21 protein-coding genes are annotated in these 14,988 nt (G+C 65.9%); 7 read left to right on the top strand and 14 right to left on the bottom strand.

The window, feature by feature from the left end:
• Positions 1-20: 20 nt before the first annotated feature.
• Positions 21-374 (bottom strand): hypothetical protein, encoded by a 354-nt coding sequence (locus BST47_RS04210; protein ID WP_234809566.1) that lies wholly within the window; start codon positions 372-374, stop codon positions 21-23.
• Between the two features lie 155 nt (positions 375-529).
• On the opposite strand from BST47_RS04210, the gene BST47_RS04205 reads away from it, so the two are divergent.
• Entirely contained in the window at positions 530-1,264 is a 735-nt protein-coding gene (locus BST47_RS04205; RefSeq protein WP_083123960.1) for a GAF and ANTAR domain-containing protein, read from the top strand.
• A gap of 141 nt (positions 1,265-1,405) precedes the next feature.
• Here the strand turns inward: BST47_RS04205 and BST47_RS04200 are convergent, their stop codons facing one another.
• The 5 genes from BST47_RS04200 to BST47_RS04180 all read right to left on the bottom strand — a co-directional run bounded on the left by BST47_RS04200 (position 1,406) and on the right by BST47_RS04180 (position 4,439).
• A complete protein-coding gene (locus tag BST47_RS04200) occupies positions 1,406-2,236 on the bottom strand; it encodes a phage major capsid protein (RefSeq protein WP_083123959.1) in 831 nt (276 codons plus the stop codon).
• Between the two features lie 149 nt (positions 2,237-2,385).
• Positions 2,386-2,853 (bottom strand): hypothetical protein, encoded by a 468-nt coding sequence (locus tag BST47_RS04195; RefSeq protein WP_083123958.1) that lies wholly within the window; start codon positions 2,851-2,853, stop codon positions 2,386-2,388.
• Positions 2,850-3,125, bottom strand: a complete 276-nt coding sequence (locus BST47_RS04190; RefSeq protein WP_083123957.1) for a hypothetical protein — start codon at positions 3,123-3,125, stop codon at positions 2,850-2,852. The genes BST47_RS04195 and BST47_RS04190 overlap by 4 nt, the downstream gene beginning before the upstream one ends.
• Complete coding sequence (locus BST47_RS04185; protein WP_083123956.1) at positions 3,122-3,310, bottom strand: hypothetical protein; 189 nt, start codon at positions 3,308-3,310, stop codon at positions 3,122-3,124. The genes BST47_RS04190 and BST47_RS04185 overlap by 4 nt, the downstream gene beginning before the upstream one ends.
• 907 nt (positions 3,311-4,217) lie before the next feature.
• A complete protein-coding gene (locus BST47_RS04180; RefSeq protein WP_083123955.1) occupies positions 4,218-4,439 on the bottom strand; it encodes a hypothetical protein in 222 nt (73 codons plus the stop codon).
• Between the two features lie 1,135 nt (positions 4,440-5,574).
• On the opposite strand from BST47_RS04180, the gene BST47_RS04175 reads away from it, so the two are divergent.
• Complete coding sequence (locus tag BST47_RS04175; RefSeq protein ID WP_083123954.1) at positions 5,575-6,099, top strand: hypothetical protein; 525 nt, start codon at positions 5,575-5,577, stop codon at positions 6,097-6,099.
• Between the two features lie 64 nt (positions 6,100-6,163).
• Here the strand turns inward: BST47_RS04175 and BST47_RS04170 are convergent, their stop codons facing one another.
• Positions 6,164-6,481, bottom strand: a complete 318-nt coding sequence (locus BST47_RS04170; protein ID WP_083123953.1) for a hypothetical protein — start codon at positions 6,479-6,481, stop codon at positions 6,164-6,166.
• Between the two features lie 42 nt (positions 6,482-6,523).
• Between BST47_RS04170 and BST47_RS04165 the strand changes: the two genes are divergently transcribed.
• Positions 6,524-7,192, top strand: a complete 669-nt coding sequence (locus tag BST47_RS04165; RefSeq protein WP_420094018.1) for an HhH-GPD-type base excision DNA repair protein — start codon at positions 6,524-6,526, stop codon at positions 7,190-7,192.
• Here BST47_RS04165 and BST47_RS04160 read toward each other — a convergent pair.
• Together BST47_RS04160 and BST47_RS04155 are read right to left on the bottom strand one after the other, a co-directional pair.
• Positions 7,189-7,575 (bottom strand): recombinase family protein, encoded by a 387-nt coding sequence (locus tag BST47_RS04160; protein ID WP_083123952.1) that lies wholly within the window; start codon positions 7,573-7,575, stop codon positions 7,189-7,191. The genes BST47_RS04165 and BST47_RS04160 overlap by 4 nt on opposite strands.
• Positions 7,576-7,684: 109 nt before the next feature.
• Positions 7,685-8,344: a nitroreductase family protein gene (locus BST47_RS04155; RefSeq protein WP_083124266.1), complete on the bottom strand. Its 660-nt coding sequence runs from the start codon at positions 8,342-8,344 to the stop codon at positions 7,685-7,687.
• A 33-nt stretch (positions 8,345-8,377) separates the two neighbouring features.
• On the opposite strand from BST47_RS04155, the gene BST47_RS04150 reads away from it, so the two are divergent.
• Complete coding sequence (locus tag BST47_RS04150) at positions 8,378-8,524, top strand: DUF1059 domain-containing protein (protein ID WP_083123951.1); 147 nt, start codon at positions 8,378-8,380, stop codon at positions 8,522-8,524.
• A gap of 10 nt (positions 8,525-8,534) precedes the next feature.
• Here BST47_RS04150 and BST47_RS04145 read toward each other — a convergent pair whose 3' ends face one another.
• Positions 8,535-9,515 (bottom strand): Rv1157c family protein, encoded by a 981-nt coding sequence (locus tag BST47_RS04145; RefSeq protein WP_083123950.1) that lies wholly within the window; start codon positions 9,513-9,515, stop codon positions 8,535-8,537.
• Between the two features lie 54 nt (positions 9,516-9,569).
• A complete protein-coding gene (locus BST47_RS04140) occupies positions 9,570-10,127 on the bottom strand; it encodes a hypothetical protein (RefSeq protein ID WP_083123949.1) in 558 nt (185 codons plus the stop codon).
• A gap of 175 nt (positions 10,128-10,302) precedes the next feature.
• On the opposite strand from BST47_RS04140, the gene BST47_RS04135 reads away from it, so the two are divergent.
• The gene (locus BST47_RS04135; RefSeq protein WP_420094017.1) at positions 10,303-11,463 is read left to right on the top strand and encodes a mannosyltransferase; all 1,161 of its coding nucleotides are present in this window, start codon (positions 10,303-10,305) and stop codon (positions 11,461-11,463) included.
• On the opposite strand, the gene BST47_RS04130 is transcribed toward BST47_RS04135, so the two are convergent.
• On the bottom strand, positions 11,441-11,725 hold the full coding sequence (locus BST47_RS04130; RefSeq protein ID WP_083123947.1) for a 4a-hydroxytetrahydrobiopterin dehydratase: 285 nt from the start codon (positions 11,723-11,725) through the stop codon (positions 11,441-11,443). The genes BST47_RS04135 and BST47_RS04130 overlap by 23 nt on opposite strands.
• A gap of 26 nt (positions 11,726-11,751) precedes the next feature.
• Between BST47_RS04130 and BST47_RS04125 the strand changes: the two genes are divergently transcribed.
• The gene (locus BST47_RS04125) at positions 11,752-12,141 is read left to right on the top strand and encodes a (deoxy)nucleoside triphosphate pyrophosphohydrolase (RefSeq protein WP_083123946.1); all 390 of its coding nucleotides are present in this window, start codon (positions 11,752-11,754) and stop codon (positions 12,139-12,141) included.
• Between the two features lie 28 nt (positions 12,142-12,169).
• On the opposite strand, the gene BST47_RS04120 is transcribed toward BST47_RS04125, so the two are convergent.
• A complete protein-coding gene (locus BST47_RS04120; RefSeq protein WP_234809565.1) occupies positions 12,170-13,450 on the bottom strand; it encodes a cytochrome P450 in 1,281 nt (426 codons plus the stop codon).
• On the opposite strand from BST47_RS04120, the gene BST47_RS04115 reads away from it, so the two are divergent.
• Positions 13,449-14,606 carry an AraC family transcriptional regulator gene (locus tag BST47_RS04115; RefSeq protein WP_234809564.1) on the top strand — a complete coding sequence of 386 codons (1,158 nt, stop codon included), beginning with the start codon at positions 13,449-13,451 and terminating at the stop codon, positions 14,604-14,606. The two genes, BST47_RS04120 and BST47_RS04115, sit on opposite strands and share 2 nt — an antisense overlap.
• On the opposite strand, the gene BST47_RS04110 is transcribed toward BST47_RS04115, so the two are convergent.
• On the bottom strand, positions 14,558-14,824 hold the full coding sequence (locus tag BST47_RS04110; protein WP_083124264.1) for a hypothetical protein: 267 nt from the start codon (positions 14,822-14,824) through the stop codon (positions 14,558-14,560). The two genes, BST47_RS04115 and BST47_RS04110, sit on opposite strands and share 49 nt — an antisense overlap.
• Positions 14,825-14,988: the final 164 nt, after the last annotated feature.

Raw genomic sequence — 14,988 nt, 5'->3', positions numbered from 1 at the left:
GGTCTTACGGGCTGCCTTGCTCACTCTTCGGCCTCTTGGAAGTTCATTCGTGCCAGGAGCTGAGCCAGGAGCCCGCGTTGGACGCGGGCCTCTGCGATGAACGGGCTGATGACTGGTTGTCCCATGCTGCCCTTGACGGTCAGCGGGGCCTCGGCGGCTGCCTCGTCTAGCTCTGCGATCTGATCAGCCGTCTTTGCGGCTTGAAACAGCAGTTCTCGGCGGTCTGGGTCGTGTTCGATGTCGAATTCTGACGTGATTTCGCGCCACAATTTGCGTCCGGGTTTACCCAAACCCGCAGGTGTACGCATTTTTTCTCTCTTCTTACTGACGTTGAAAAACAGGGGTTTAAATCTCATCGGATGGCTGAGGCGCATAACCCCACGGTCGAAGGGGGTGGGGAGGGGAATCCCCCTGGGGTGCAGGCAGTCGGACGTGGACGTGGTTGCTGATCGGTGCCGCTGGGTAATCTTGAACATGCCCGAAAGCAGTTGGGGACTCGCGGAAGCACTAGGTCGACTCGCTGTGCGAGATGCAAGCCCAGGAAGGTAGCGAAGCGACCCTAAGCGCCATCGTGGCGGCAGCAACAGACATGGTTCCCGGTGCCCGATGGGCAGGCATCTCCCTGATCCAGAAAGGTCAGATTGTGCATGCAGTGCCGACCGACCCGATTGTGGCCAAACTGGACGAGCTGCAATCTGAACTCGGTGCCGGGCCGTGCATCACGGCGCTGCGAAAACATCACACAGTCCGCATAGACGACATGTCCACCGAAACCCGATGGCCGCAGTTCTGTCGTCAAGCAGCCGAGTTGGGCGTCCACAGTCTTCTGTCGTTTCAGCTTTTCGTTCGCTCCCAAAACCTGGGTGCCTTGAACTTGTACGCCGCCGAGACGCACGTCTTCTCGGACGAATCAACGGAAATCGGCACGATCTTGGCCCAGCACGCTGCAGTCGCCATAATCGGCGTAGCCAATTTGAATCAGTTCAAGTCTGCAGTGGCGTCACGGGACATCATCGGCCAAGCAAAGGGCATCCTGATGGAGCGACTAAACACGGACGCCGACCAGGCTTTCGCACTCCTGCTAGGGGTCTCGCAAGACACCAACACCAAATTGGTCGAGGTAGCTCGCTTCGTCGTTGCAGACCGTGGCGACACGTCGCTTAGGCCGCCGAAGGACTTGCCGGCTCGCCCCGGCTGTCGACACCTGAGGGCGGCCCTGCCGGACACAGATTCTGAACCGGCAAGGCCTAGACGAACGCGATAGTCGACTATCTCGGCCCCCTGCGGAATTGGGTGCCCGTAATGTTCGGGGACAAACCGCTTTGCGGGTATCGATCAGGTCTCGGAGACCCGGTCAGCGCGACCAGCGGCCCCGGACTTGTGGGTCCGGGGCCCTGGGATTGAACTAGGCGGCGTCGTAGCCTCGGATCACGGCAGCGGGATGAAGGAAACCGATCCCTACTCGGGTGATCGCGCGAACGTCGAGCGCGTCGTTGTAGAAGCCGGAGTCCTTCGACCTGGTGACCTCAGCGTCCTTGCGGAGCACGGTCACCACGCGGTCCATCGGGATGCCCCAGAAGAACGTCGAGGCGTCCACGCCGGGGTGCGTCAGGACCGGCAGGCCCAGGATCGACAGCTCGCCCTTGGCGTCGAACTCGATCAGCGATTCGTTCGAGCCGCTGGCCTTCTTGATCTGCGCGACGGTCTCGGCGGTGGCCGGATCCATCAGCCAGTGCGTCAGCTTCGCGCCGACAGACTTAGCCGCGAAGACGGCCTTGACGAACGGATCGGTGTTGGCGATGGCTGCGCCGGTATCGACTGCCGTCGAGGCGATGGACAGCAGACCCTTGGGGCCGTTGGTCGTGGTGTTGCCCACGAACGCGGTGTCCACGGCGTGGCTGATCTGGTTGACCAGACCGCGCACGGCCAGCTCTGCGACCTCGGGGCTGGAGTCATCCGCCAGCTCGTTCGACAGACGGGTGATGCCACCGACCTTGCTCGGGGTGACCGTCACACCTTCGGTGTTGCCGTCCGTCGCGGTGATCGAGCCCAGCTCGGTCAGCCAGTTCACAGCCGGATCCTCGTCCCAGATCGGGAAGGTGATCGAGACCTTGTCGGTCTTGACGACGGTCGAGACGTGCAGAGCGACCGACTCCGACTCCAGAGCGGTGTTCAGCAGCTTGCCGAAGTCGCTCGGGGTGAAGGCGTCATTGGTATTCGAGTGCTGCGTTGCCATGTTTTCTCCTTGAAAACAGTTGAGGCCCAGCGCGTTTTACGCTGGACCTCGGATTGATGGATGGTCAAAGGAGACAGCTACAAGCTGAATCCCGGTGCCACACAGTGGCTTCTGCGCTCAGGAGCCCGCCACAGACGGGCATCCCCGAGCTAGTCCTTGAGAAGGGCTCCCCACGACGGTTCGCGCTTGGTCTGCGGCCTGCCTCCGGTTCCCTGCGACGGGTCATAACCGGGGGTGAACTTCCGCAGACCCGGACGCTCCGCGAGGATCGCGGCCACATCAGCGGCCACCTTCTCCACGTCCACGTCCCCGTCCTCGGTGAGGTAATCGGCAAGCTCGTTGCCGCTCAGGCTGAACACGTCAGCCGGATGGCTCAGGCCATCGGCTGCCAGACGCTCGACCTCGGCTCGCTGCATCCGCTCGACCCGCTGCGCCAAGGCGTCACGCTCGGAACGGGCCTCGTTGCGCTCGACGCGGTACCGAGCCTCGCGGTTTCCCTTCTGGCCACCAGAGCCGTTCTCAGGCTCCCCGGACCCATCGCCCTCGGCGAGGTCCGTTCGTTCGTCAGCGGCGCTCTCAGCGCCCTGGAGAGGTGTCTGGACATCTGTCTCGGTCATGCGGAAAGCTCCTCGGTGCGGTTCTCAGGCTTGCGGGGATCTCGGTGGAGCCCCTCGGGCGGTTCTGGGCGGGTGTAGCGACCGGTGAAGAAAACCCTTCGGGCCTCGATGCCGGGGCGCTGGGAGATACCGGGGTACGACGGCTCGAGCTTCTCGAGGTGCTCTAGGTCTTCGAACCAAGGCACGTTGCCGTTGGTCCGGACGGCGGCGAAGTAGTTCTTCGTACTCTCGATGTGCCGCAGGAACGCTTGTTCCTTATCGTGCTCGGTCATTCGCTGCGGCCTGCCGCCACGGCGGCGGCGTCGAAGCTGTCAATCCACGCGGTCACCTGAGCCCCGTCGAACGGGTTGCGACCGGTGCCGAACTCCACGGCGGCCTGCGAGCCGGCCTCCCAGGTCTTCGGCGGTGCGCCTCCCTCGGCTGCCGCCAGAACGGCTCGCTCCAGTTGGTCGTGCATGTTGTGCTCTCTCCTCATCGGGTGGATGTCAAGGCGCGGCGGTTGCCGAGCCCAGATACGACGAAGCCCCCGGTGTTGGCCGGGGGCCTCGGTCTTGCGCGGTTGGGTTGATCAGTCCCACGGGGAGACCGGTGGGCCTCCTGCGGTTGCGGGTTGCAGCCGTGCAGACCGCTCCTCGCGGTCTCGCGACTCAGCCACCCACGCGGGTGGCTCAGCCCACGGGTCCGCGTTGCGAGACCCGGTTGCGGTTGGCGATTGCAGACCGGCAGGTCTGTGTTCGGCTGCCTCGTCGTCGGAGGCAGCCTCACGGGAGGGGCCGTCCTGGCCCCGACCATCGGCAACCCCTTCGGTTGCCTCTGATCCGTCAACCGCGAGAGACCGGCCCTCGGAGCCGGTCTCGTCCTGATCAGTCCTTGCACTACTCCAGTCGTGCACTTCTGGTGCACTCCTGATTTCACTACTATGTGGCTCATTTCCTGAGCCAGTAGGTGGCTCATCTGGTGAGCCAGTTGGTGGCGCACTTCCTGAGCCAGTGCTTGGAAGGTGGCTCATTTCCTGAGCCACCCCGGAGAGCTTCGAGACCTCGTCCGGGGTGAACGGGCGGTTAGTCATCTGCAGGTGCCACACCTCCGCGTTCGCGGTGATGCGCTCGCGTACGAACCAACCGCGCTCTTGGAGTGCCTCCAGAGCCTTCGCCACGGTGTTGCGGCTCATGCCGAGCGCCTCTGCAACGTCGCGGGCCGACTGCTGGTACCTCTCGTCGTGCGACCAGATGTACATGGCCACCGAGCGAGCTGGAGCTGACAGCTCGGTGTCTCGGGCGAGCGTCATGGGGAGCGATGCGAACAACCGTCCTCCTTCGGGGCCGTGGGAGCCGAGCTTGCCGTGGTGTCTGACCGGGTTGCGATTAGCCATTGCGAGCGGCCAGCTCGGCGCGGAGAGCGTTGCGCTCCTGGCGGAGCTGCTTCGCCTCACTCTGGAGCTTCTTGATCTTCTGCTGCCAGAAGGGCGGCAGGTCGGTGATCGTCTCCAGACGGCGCAGCTTCGCGCGGTCCCGGCGCAGGTGCTTGATGTGCTCCTGCCAGTGCTCGGGCAGCTCGGTGAGCGGTGGGTGCGGGTGGTGTTCCATGGTGTGTTCCTTCCAATGGGTTCTCGCCCCCTGGGCGATGTGGGGCCTGCCTCCTGGGCAGGTCTGTTGAGCTCTCAGCGGTCGCTGGAGCGGTTTTGTCCCCCGTGGTCGGGGGAAGGTTGGGGCTATGCCGCCAGGGCGGCTTCAATCGCCTTCAGGCGACGGCGTGCGTCTCGGCACTGGGCCGTGTACTCGCGCTGACGGCGACGGCGGCACTGGACGCAGTGGCCGTGCTTGAACTCGATGTGACCCGGCAGGGTGCATCGGGGCATGTTGGTGTTCCTGTTCGTGGTCGCCACTGACGACCGTTGACGGGCAGCTCGCCACTGACGAGCCGATCTATCGGTTTGGTGCTGAGAAAAAGGCCCCGGCCATCAGGCCGAGGCGGAAGCTGAGCCCCCGGAGCGGAGACAGGACTGGCAGCAGCCCGTGAACTCCGGGGGTAGGGACGCGGCTCAAAGGCCAACGTCCAGCCGACGTAACCCACATCGGCAAGTTCGTGACGGTCGGGAGGTGAGAGCCATGACCGACCGTCAGCCGGTGCTGAGAAAGGGGGTTCAGCACCGTTCGCCGTGCAGTAGCACGGCTGAGCCAGCCTTGCGGCTGGCGTCTCGCGTACGAGGCGCTCCCGGTTCGCGGGGTCGCTCTCAAGCACGCAGAGTCTGGGGGGGGGGCTCGTTGCCCCCATCAAGCTCTGGTAGGTGAGTATTGGTGAGTTTTTCGCACCGCGCTCGAGGCGTCCGGGGGCTGTTACCCCTCCACAATGGAGGAAGGTGTAATTCGCACCCCTCCACCCAATGGATACGTGTAATTCGAAGCCTCTCACAATATGAGTACGTGACACCTTCGAAATATGAGTACGCGTCCTTTGCAGCCACCGGGCTGCCTAGGTGGCGCGGATCACGACGAGCCGGGGCCTTCAGCCCCTCACAATATGAGTACGCGTTACCGCGCACCCCTCCACTGGTGAGGAAGGTGAGTATTGCGAGGTCAGACGGTGGATCTGTGATCGATGTCACGGGGAGGGCGCGGCCAAACCCGGCGCTACCCCTCGCAATATGAGTACCTGTATGCCGCAGGCAATTCCGGCGTTTTGTGGCAAGCGTCACCAAACGCCTTCTGACACCCTGGGGTCATGACTCCGCTATGGGTGCCTCTGGTCGTGGCCGCGCTCGGCTTCGTCTCGACGCTGGCCGGCGTCGTAGTGACTCAGATCCTCGCCAACCGGCGAGAGCAAGCGGCCTGGGATCGGGAGGTGCAGCGGGAGCAGGCCCGCTGGACTCGGGAGGACGAGCGGCTGACGTTCGAGCAACGTCGGACTGCTTACGTCGAGTTCTACGAGGCCCTTCGGAGGATGACCCTCCGGGCCTACGACCACGGCATGGGACTCAGCCCTGGAGGCTTTGAGCTTCCCGAAGGATGGCAGACCGAAGCAGCCGACGCGTGTCGACGCCTGGAGGTCTACGCGTCCCCGGAGGTCTCGAAGGCGGCGATTGACGCCTACAGCGCGACGTGGCGCTGGGGCCACGCTGCGCGGCACGGCCAGGACAACGAGACGTTCTACGACAACCAGGAGGTAGTCGACCAGGCGCAGATCGAACTCCTGCAAGCGATCCGGGCCGATCTCCATGTGACCGGGACACCGCAGAAGTACTTCTGACAGCAGAAAGCCGGGGCATTGAAAGCCCCGGCCTTCCTGGTGGACCGATCTCAGATCGAAGGTGTCACCGACGTTCAGTCGGGAGGATGATCCGAAACAGCATGTCCCCGCACAGCGGGTCGATGCAGCCGTTCCCGTACTCGCAACTGACCTCGAGGAGGGGTTCGAGCCACCATCCCCAGACCAGTTCGTTGACGGCGTCCCGGAGGTCGGACAGATCCCGTTCCCGGTGCAGCCCGTGGAGCACGTCGTTCAGCGACCAGAGTCGACCGGGGCGCTGGGCCAGGAACTCGGCAATGAGTCGGTCGGTGTCGATGGTCTCGGGGTGCCGGTCTACCGCCGTCAGCCACGCGGCCACGTCCACGGTTACATTCTCTTCCATCTGCTACTGCCTCCTGTGTGCCTCGAAAGGATGGACAGCCCCGTGACGAGACTCTGGCTCGCCCAAGAGCAAGAGGCCGACGAACTCCTGTCGGAAAGCCCCTTCGCCCTACTGGTCGGGATGACTCTCGACCAACAGATCCCCCTCGAAGTCGCCTTCAGGGGGCCGAAGAAGATTGCCGACCGCATGGCTGCGGATGGTTACAATCGTGTTGGCACCTCTCAGCAGTATCCGATGGAGCATGCGTTCGCGGGCCCGAAGAAGATCGCCGACCGCATCGGTGGGTTCGATGTCAGGGAGATCGCCGATTACGACCCCGACGAGTTCGCCGCGCTGTGTTCGAAAACCCCTGCGATACATCGCTTTCCGGGATCCATGGCGAAGAAGATCCAGGCCATCGCGCAGCTCATCGTCACCGACTATGGCGGAGATACGGCGGGGCTGTGGACGTCCGGCGATCCGGACGGGGCCGAGGTGCTTCGTCGCATCAAGGCGCTGCCCGGGTTCGGCGAGCAGAAGGCCAAGATCTTCCTCGCCCTGCTCGGCAAGCAATACGGCGTGACGCCGCAGGGGTGGCGCAAGGCCGCCGGAGATTACGGGAAGGCCGGCTCGTTCCTGTCGGTGGCCGACGTGGTCGATCCCGGCTCGCTGGAAAGGGTGCGGAACTACAAGAAGCAGGCCAAGGCAGCCGCGAAGGCCGCCAAAGGCTAGCTCGGCTCGCGGTGGGGTTGCAGGTCGAGTTCGGCCAGGCTGCGCAGGATCCCTGCGACGACACGACCGGTCGACGTGCCGGTGTCCAGACCCTCACGCAACGCCCGCAGTCGCAGTCCGCGATCGGTCAGGTCGGCGATGGTTCGGGTGACCTCGGTGGTGGAGCGGCCGAGGCGGTCGAGCGCGACGACGATCACCGTGTCACCGGAGCGGGCGTAGCTCAGCATCGCGTACAGCCCGGCGCGGGCCCGGTCGGCGGTTTCGGACAGCCTGTCGGTGAACACCCGCCTGGGGTCGACGCCCTCGTCGCTGAGCGCGACGAGCTGAGCCTCGAGGTTCTGCCCGACGGCGCTCGCGGCTGCGTAACCCAAAATGCAGGTCATGCAATCAAGATCCCACGGCACTCACCCGTGGGGAAGAGGCGCGGCGCCTTCGAGGCTGGCTAACTGCCGAACTGTTATCGAATGTCGACCTAGCGGCCGAAACCGCGCGCTAAGCGCGAAACGGCTCACCGTCGAAGCGCTCGCGGGTCGCGATCTCGGCAACCGGCTTGCGGGTGAGCTTGCGCACCTGCTTCACCGGTTTGCCGATCGGCAGCAGCGCGGCGATCGCGTAGTCCTCGGGGATACCGAGCAGGTCCTTGGCTCGGGGTTCCTCGGCCACGGTCACGGTCGCCAGCACGCCGCCATAGCCCTCATCACGCGCGGCGAGCAGAATGTTCCACACGAACGGATACACCGACGCACCCGCGATCAGCCCGATCCGGTCGAGGTGCTGGTCGAACGCCGCGCACACGTTCAGGTCCACGCACACCACCAGGACGGCTCCGCAGTAGACGAACGGAAGATAAGGGCCCGCCTCGGTCGCGGCGACTTCCTCCGCGGTGACCTTCATGGGCTTCACCGGATTCCACGGGAACTCACCGTTCTTGACCTGAGCCGTATAGCGGCGCGCACCCGTCACGCTGAGGTCGGCCAGCGCCTTCCGGGTCTCGCGATCGCGGATCACGATGACATGGGTGCCTTGGCGGTTGCCGCCGGTGGGGGCGAACCGGGCGTTGTCGAGGATGCGCTCGAGCACCTCGTCGGGCACGGGGTCGTCGGTGAATCGACGGACCGCACCGGTTGTTCGCATGACGTCGGAAAGCTCCATGCCCAACATCATCGGCTGTGGGAAGCTCTACGTATGAAGACACACCTGAATTGCCCGTGCGGCGAGGCGATCCGCGGTGAGAACGAGGACGATCTCGTCGAGAAGGCTCAGGCTCACCTGTCAGAGGTGCACCCCGGCCGCGATTACGACCGAGATGCCATCCTCTTCATGGCTTACTGAGCCGCCCGCGTCAGGGAACGACCGTCGAACCGATGGTCGGCATGAACTGGCATTGCTTCTCGGTCGTGGTGACCTGACCGAAGATCGTCGAGATGATGCTGCCCGAACCGGTGTCGGCGATCGCCGTCAGCGTGGTCGGCCCCTGGGGGTTGATGTCTGACCGTGGCACCAGTGTGGCCCCGCCGGACTTGCCGGTCGTCAGGTTCACCCAGGTGACGTTCAGCGGCAGCTTCTGCTCCGCAGCCGGACCCGGGGTGCCGATCGCGGTGAACACGTAGGCCGTCTGGCCCGGTCCCGGTCCCGGCGTCGGGATCTTCGCGGGACCCGCCACCGAAATCGCTGTGGCGAGCACGTTTCCACCATCCTTGAGGCATCCGTTGCTGATCGACGGATACAGGAAGTCCTGCGTCGTCGGTGCGTCCGGACCGAACTCGGGGCCGCCGGGCGCTGCGGCGGGTGCGGCGGCAGCGGGATCCGGGCCTGGCGCAGGTGCCGGCGCGGGGACCGGAACTGCGACCTCCGGTGCGGGCCCGGGCGCCGGCGCCGCGGCTTCGGGCGCGGGCAGTGCCGCGGCCGCCTCAGGGGCGGGCAGTTCCTCCGGCGCGGGACCGACGGCATGGGCGGGGTTGACCCCCGCTGGCAGGTGCGCCACCGTGCCCGGCGCCGCACCGGGGGCTGGGGTATGGGCGACGAACTGGTTGACCGCCGACGCGACGTTGCGTGAGTCGGGCGGTGCGGCGGCGTCGCCGGCGAACACCGCGGCGGCGGCCATCAACGTCGAGGCCGCGCTGGTCGGATCCGCGGCGGCCTGCTGAATGATCGGTCCGAGACTCTGCACCGCAGGGAGACCAGGGGCCTGCAGCGCGTCGATGGGTTGTGCCGGGGCGGGTGCCGGCTCTGCGCCGGCCACACCGGTCACGCCGCCGAACAGCAGCGTGACCGATGAGCCGAGCGCAACGGCAGCGGTGGCGAACATCGTCCTTGTTGACATGACTCCCCCTGAGAGTGGTTGTGGTGGTCTTCTCGGTCGACGTCGCCGCTGCCGTCAGGGCAGTGCCGACAACGGCAGCATCAGCGGTGCGGCACCGGCGGCGGGAAGCGCCGCGGGAGCGGCGGCCGCAGGAGCAGCCAGCGCGGGTGCGGCGGCCGCGGCGGGTGCGGCGGCCGTCGACGCTGCCGGCAGGAGACCGGCCAACGGCGTTCCGGCGGGCAACAGCGATGCCAGACCGGTCAGCGGTGCCGCGGCGTCCGTCAGCAGGTTGGTCGGATTGGTCGCAGGCGCAGCCGCTGTGGCGACCGGCGCTGCGGTGGGCAGTGCCGGAGCCTGCGGCAGGGTGACCGACGCGGTTGCGGTCTGCGGCGCCGCGGCGGGTGCGGCCGGGGTGGCAGCCGTGGTCAGCATCGACGTGAAACCCTGCATGAGTTGCGTCGCTGCGGCCGGATTGGATGCGAGCTGCTGGATGAACGGCAGGCCCGGGACGCCGGGGGTCGGCGCAGGTGCTGCGGGCTGGGCGGAAGCGGTTCCGCTCAAGGCCACTGCAGCCGTGACGGCTCCCGCGGCCGCGATCATCGTGGTCGCGAAGAGTTTTCTGGTGCTGTGCATGGTTCTCCCATTCAGGTTGGTCGGCACGCCTCGACCCGAAGCTACGGAGTTACTGGTGTTACTCAAGTGACACGTGTGGCATTTATGCAACCGTTACGGATGCGACGGCTAACGGTTACCGGTCGATAGAGTCGTACGGATAGACACGCCGACCACCGCCTCGACCGCGTCGCGATTGCCTGCCCGACTGGCCGCCGCGGCGCCGATTCTGTTGGTGATCAGCATCGTCGTGCGCCTGGCGTGGACGTACCTGGTGCCCAACGGGGCCAACTTCGTCGATCTGCACGTGTATGTCGGCGGCGCGGGCATGCTCGATCATCCGGGCACGCTCTACGACTACGTCTACGCCGACCAGACGCCGGACTTCCCGCTGCCGTTCACGTATCCGCCGTTCGCAGCCATCGTGTTCTACCCGCTGCACCTGCTGCCGTTCGGACTCGTCGCATTCGCCTGGCAACTCGGTCTTTTCGCGGCGCTGTACGGGGTCGTGCGGATCAGCCAGCGGCTGCTGGGGTGCGCGAACCAGCGAACGGCGATGGTGTGGACGGCCGTCGGCATCTGGATCGAACCCCTTCGCAGCACGTTCGACTACGGACAGATCAACGTGCTGTTGGTGCTCGCGGTGCTGTATGCGGTGTACACCTCGCGATGGTGGGTGTCGGGACTACTGGTCGGCCTCGCGGCCGGGGTGAAGCTGACACCCGCGGTGGCGGGCTTGTACTTCCTCGGCGCCCGCCGGTGGGCCGTCGTCGTGTTCTCGGCGGTCGTGTTTTTCGCCACGGTGGCGATTTCGTGGCTGATCATCGGCGGCGAAACCCGTTACTACTTCACCGAATTGCTGGGTGACGCGTCCCGGGTGGGACCAATCGGAACGTCGTTCAACCAGTCATGGCGCGGCGGGATATCCCGGATATTCGGACACGACGCGGGCTACGGGCCGCTGGTGCTGGCCGGCATCGCGGGGACGGCCGTACTGGCGGTGCTGGCATGGCGCGCGATCGGCGGGGCGTCGGACCGACTCGGGGCCATCGTCGTCGTACAGCTGTTCGGCCTCCTGCTGTCGCCGATCTCGTGGACGCACCACTGGGTGTGGCTCATCCCGTTGATGATCTGGCTGCTGCACGGGCCATTGCGGGACCGGCTCGGCGCGAAGGTGCTGGGGTGGGGTTGGCTGGTGCTGACCCTGATCGGGGTGCCGTGGCTGCTGAGCTTCGCGCAGCCGACGATCTGGGTCATCTCCCGGCCGTGGTACCTGGCCTGGGCGGGGCTGATCTACATCGTCGCCACGCTGGTAACGCTGGCGTGGATCGCCGCTACTGGCCGACGATCGCGTTGATCTCCTTCGCCATCTCGACGTCCTTGTCGGTGATGCCACCCTCGGAGTGCGTCACCAACGCGAAAGTGACTGTCCGCCAACGAATATCGATGTCGGGATGGTGATCTTTCTCCTCGGCCTTCTCGCCGACGCGCCGCACCGCGTCGATACCGTCCAGGAAGGCTCCGAATTTGATCGACCGGCGCAGGGCGCCGTCGGCGCGCTCCCAGCCGTCGAGATCGGGCAGTGCGGCGTCCACTTGGTCGTCCGTCAATACAGCCATGCTTGTTAGGTATACCGTCAGCCGCGATGTCAAACCAGATCGTCGTCGCAGGTGCTCTGATCGCGGCTAACGCACTGCTGGTCGCACAGCGTGACAGGCCGCCGGCCCTGGCCGGCCTGTGGGAACTGCCCGGCGGCAAGGTGGCCGCGGGTGAGACGGACGAGGCCGCGCTCGTCCGTGAGCTCAAGGAGGAACTCGGCGTCGACGTGACTGTCGGCGCCCGCCTCGGAGTCGACGTCGCGCTCACGCCGTCGACTGCGCTGCGCGCCTACCGGGTCACCCAGATCGGCGGCACCTTGCATCCCAACGACCACCGCGCGCTGCGCTGGATCACCGTCGACGAACTCGAGGACCTGGCCTGGGTGCCCGCCGACCGTACCTGGCTTGCCGAACTGCGCGCTGCGCTGACGGGTTGATCCGCAACTCGTCGCCTCTGGAGCGGGCTCAATCCAGGATGGCGCGCATGGGCAGCGCTGTCGGTCCGGACAGCGACGGGGTGGTCGTCCACTTCACCGGTCCCGCCAACTCCAGGCCGGCGAGGCGGTCGAAGATCCCGTTGAGGGCGACGACGACTTCGAGGCGAGCCAGGTGCGCACCCATGCAGAAATGCGAACCATGGCCGAAGCCGGTGTGGCCGAGAGATTTTCGTTCGACGTCGAAACGGTCGGGATCGGCGAACCGGCGCGGGTCGCGGTTCGCGCCCGCATAGAACAGCACCACCCGCGAGCGGGCAGGAATGACGGTGTCGGCGACTCGGTACGGCGCCAGCGTCGTGCGCGTCACCCACTGCACCGGTGAGCCCCAGCGCAGCGTCTCCTCGACCGCGGCCGGGATCAGGTCGCGGTTATCCCGCAGTCGCGCATACAGATCCGGATCGCTCGCCAGCTGGATGAGCAGGATGCCGAGCAGGTTGGTGGTCGTTTCGTTCCCCGCAATTAGCACGATCAACGCAGCGCTGAGCGCTTCCAGCGGTGTGATCTCATGCGCGGCAAGCGCCTTGCTGAGGCCGCCGAGTACGTCGTCGTGCTCCTCGCGACGGCGCCTGTGCAGTTCGTCGACGATGAGTTCCCGTAGTGACAGGATGCCCGGCAGCGCATGGCCGATCGTCGTCGTGACTTCGGCGAGCGAGCGTGCGCCGAACAGCGCGGTCACGCCATTGGACCACACCCGGAAATCGCGCCAGCGGGAGCGATCGACACCCAGCAGCAGCGCGATGGCGGACACGGGCAGCGGCACTGTCAGGGCGGGCACCATATCGACGACCGCGCCGCTCGCCAGGGCATCGACGCTGGGATCGACGAACTGCGCCAGCGATCCCTCGAGCCGGCGCATTGCCGACGGCGTGAAATACGGCGCGGCCACGCGGCGCAGCCGGGCATGGTCGGGTTCGTCGGTGGTGATGACGCTGGGTATCACCGTGGACCGCAGCAGGACTCCCGAACTCGACGACAGCACGTCGTGCGCCCGGGCCGCAGCGGTGACGTCCTCGTGGCGGGCCAACATCCACACATTGAGCTTCTCGTTGACGTGCACCGGTTGTGCACGCAGTCGCGCCAGCGCGGGGAACGGATCCCTGATCGTCTCGGTGGCAGTGGGATCGAAGGTGGTCCTCGGCACGTGTTTCGCGACAGAACCCACCCGAGCGAGCCGCAGGTCCCGGACCGCACCCTGGCCCACCATCAGTCCGAAGTCACGCATCGTCGACCCGACCACCGCTGCTCGCATGCGGCAAGAATGCGCGCCCACGGCCCGCAGCGACATGATCGCGAAGGCCAATCAGGTGGTCGATTCGGCCAACCACATGGCCCTAGTGGCCGTGCGTGACACGATTGAGGCGATGACCGCGACCAGGAGTTCCGCTGGAATCCGCTACGCGTTCGCCGTAGCGCGCGACGCCGACGTGCCGTTCGAACGGGTGCTGGCCGGTACGCACTGGACTGAGAACGGCGTCGTGGCCGCCGCCTACCGCATGGATCAGGACGACGAGTTCGTCATGACCGCCAACCTGGTCCGCGAACTCGGCGACCCGCTGGCGGCTGGGATCAGCGTCGGATCGCAGTTCACCGTCGGCGATCTGGGCATCTGGGGTTACGCACTGTTGTCCAGTGCCAACGCGGGGGAGGCGCTGGCCCTCGCGCTGGCCTACGCGACGCTGTCCCCGACGGTGTTCAACCCCCAGTCGGTACAGGTCGGCGACGTCACGATCGTGGTGTTGCGCTACGAACACCTGCCCGTGGACGTCCGCGAATACTATGCGGCGCGCGATCTTTCGGCGTTGCCGTTGCTGCTGCGGATGTCCGGGCTCGCGGCGGCTCCGCTGACCGTGGAGGTTCCGTTCGACGGCGAGCAAGGTGAGCGACTGCGCGCCGCATTGCATCCGTTCGACGTGGAAACCGCTGCGACCCAATACCGTTTCCGCATACCCACCACGGCGCTGGCGCTACGGTTGCCGACCGCGGACCCGATTACCCGCGCCGCGTGCGCACGGGAATGTGAACGCCTGGTACACACCCTGGAGGTGGCACCCACTCTGTCGGCCACCGTGCGGTCCCGCTTCGCGCGGAGTCCGGAGGCGATGCCCTCCGTCGAGGAGCTGGCCGCCGAACTGCACATGAGCACTCGCACCCTCCGTCGTCAGCTCGACCACGAACACACGTCGTACCGGGAGCTGCGCAACGATGTCGCCCACACTTTGGCCGTCGAATTGCTCAGTGTCGTAGGGCTATCGGTCAACGAGGTGGCGCGGAGGCTGGGCTACAGCGACACCACCGCGTTCTCACACGCGTTCCGGCGCTGGACGGGCAAGCCGGCCAGTGATTTCCGGTCCAGCGCTCAGTACCGCAGCGAGTCGCTGAGCACCCGCACCCGCGCATTCGGGTGAGTCACCGCATGCAGCGGGTGTAGCAGCAACGGGTGGCGGCAATGCGGGCAGGACGCCTGTGGCTCCCTCGTCGACGCTGTGGTCAGGTGATGGCACGCGGAGCAGTGCACCACGTGAAACCGGCCCATCCAGTTGAGTAAGCCGAGGTAGATCGCCAGCGTCGCGGCCGAAGCCACCACGAAGATCAGCGCAATGGTTGCAACCTGATAGACCGTCACATCGGTACCTCCAAACCGCACGTGAACACGCCTGACGGATGATTTCCAAAGTACTCCGGAGGATCAGTTCTTGCGGGCGCGCCGATAGATCTTTTCGAGCTCCTTACCGCGGACGCCCACCCTTTCGGCCTTATGCACTTTGTGCAGCACGAGCGGGCATTTCT

It is taken from the genome of Mycolicibacterium tusciae (assembly GCF_002086795.1).
GTDB lineage: Bacteria > Actinomycetota > Actinomycetes > Mycobacteriales > Mycobacteriaceae > Mycobacterium > Mycobacterium tusciae.
Note: the sequence above shows the minus strand (reverse complement) of the source record. Positions and strands in the feature narration are given on the sequence as shown.

Excerpts from the sequence above, each read along its gene's own strand:
- BST47_RS04200 (WP_083123959.1), bottom strand. The coding sequence starts at position 2,236 with ATGGCAACGCAGCACTCGAATACCAATGACGCCTTCACCCCGAGCGAC.
- BST47_RS04120 (WP_234809565.1), bottom strand. The coding sequence starts at position 13,450 with ATGCGAGCAGCGGTGGTCGGGTCGACGATGCGTGACTTCGGACTGATG.
- BST47_RS04125 (WP_083123946.1), top strand. The coding sequence starts at position 11,752 with ATGTCAAACCAGATCGTCGTCGCAGGTGCTCTGATCGCGGCTAACGCA.
- BST47_RS04150 (WP_083123951.1), top strand. The coding sequence starts at position 8,378 with ATGAAGACACACCTGAATTGCCCGTGCGGCGAGGCGATCCGCGGTGAG.
- BST47_RS04140 (WP_083123949.1), bottom strand. The coding sequence starts at position 10,127 with ATGCACAGCACCAGAAAACTCTTCGCGACCACGATGATCGCGGCCGCG.
- BST47_RS04210 (WP_234809566.1), bottom strand. The coding sequence starts at position 374 with ATGCGCCTCAGCCATCCGATGAGATTTAAACCCCTGTTTTTCAACGTC.
- BST47_RS04205 (WP_083123960.1), top strand. The coding sequence starts at position 530 with ATGCAAGCCCAGGAAGGTAGCGAAGCGACCCTAAGCGCCATCGTGGCG.
- BST47_RS04175 (WP_083123954.1), top strand. The coding sequence starts at position 5,575 with ATGACTCCGCTATGGGTGCCTCTGGTCGTGGCCGCGCTCGGCTTCGTC.
- BST47_RS04195 (WP_083123958.1), bottom strand. The coding sequence starts at position 2,853 with ATGACCGAGACAGATGTCCAGACACCTCTCCAGGGCGCTGAGAGCGCC.
- BST47_RS04185 (WP_083123956.1), bottom strand. The coding sequence starts at position 3,310 with ATGCACGACCAACTGGAGCGAGCCGTTCTGGCGGCAGCCGAGGGAGGC.
- BST47_RS04190 (WP_083123957.1), bottom strand. The coding sequence starts at position 3,125 with ATGACCGAGCACGATAAGGAACAAGCGTTCCTGCGGCACATCGAGAGT.
- BST47_RS04130 (WP_083123947.1), bottom strand. The coding sequence starts at position 11,725 with ATGGCTGTATTGACGGACGACCAAGTGGACGCCGCACTGCCCGATCTC.
- BST47_RS04180 (WP_083123955.1), bottom strand. The coding sequence starts at position 4,439 with ATGGAACACCACCCGCACCCACCGCTCACCGAGCTGCCCGAGCACTGG.
- BST47_RS04115 (WP_234809564.1), top strand. The coding sequence starts at position 13,449 with ATGCGGCAAGAATGCGCGCCCACGGCCCGCAGCGACATGATCGCGAAG.
- BST47_RS04145 (WP_083123950.1), bottom strand. The coding sequence starts at position 9,515 with ATGTCAACAAGGACGATGTTCGCCACCGCTGCCGTTGCGCTCGGCTCA.
- BST47_RS04155 (WP_083124266.1), bottom strand. The coding sequence starts at position 8,344 with ATGGAGCTTTCCGACGTCATGCGAACAACCGGTGCGGTCCGTCGATTC.
- BST47_RS04170 (WP_083123953.1), bottom strand. The coding sequence starts at position 6,481 with ATGGAAGAGAATGTAACCGTGGACGTGGCCGCGTGGCTGACGGCGGTA.
- BST47_RS04160 (WP_083123952.1), bottom strand. The coding sequence starts at position 7,575 with ATGACCTGCATTTTGGGTTACGCAGCCGCGAGCGCCGTCGGGCAGAAC.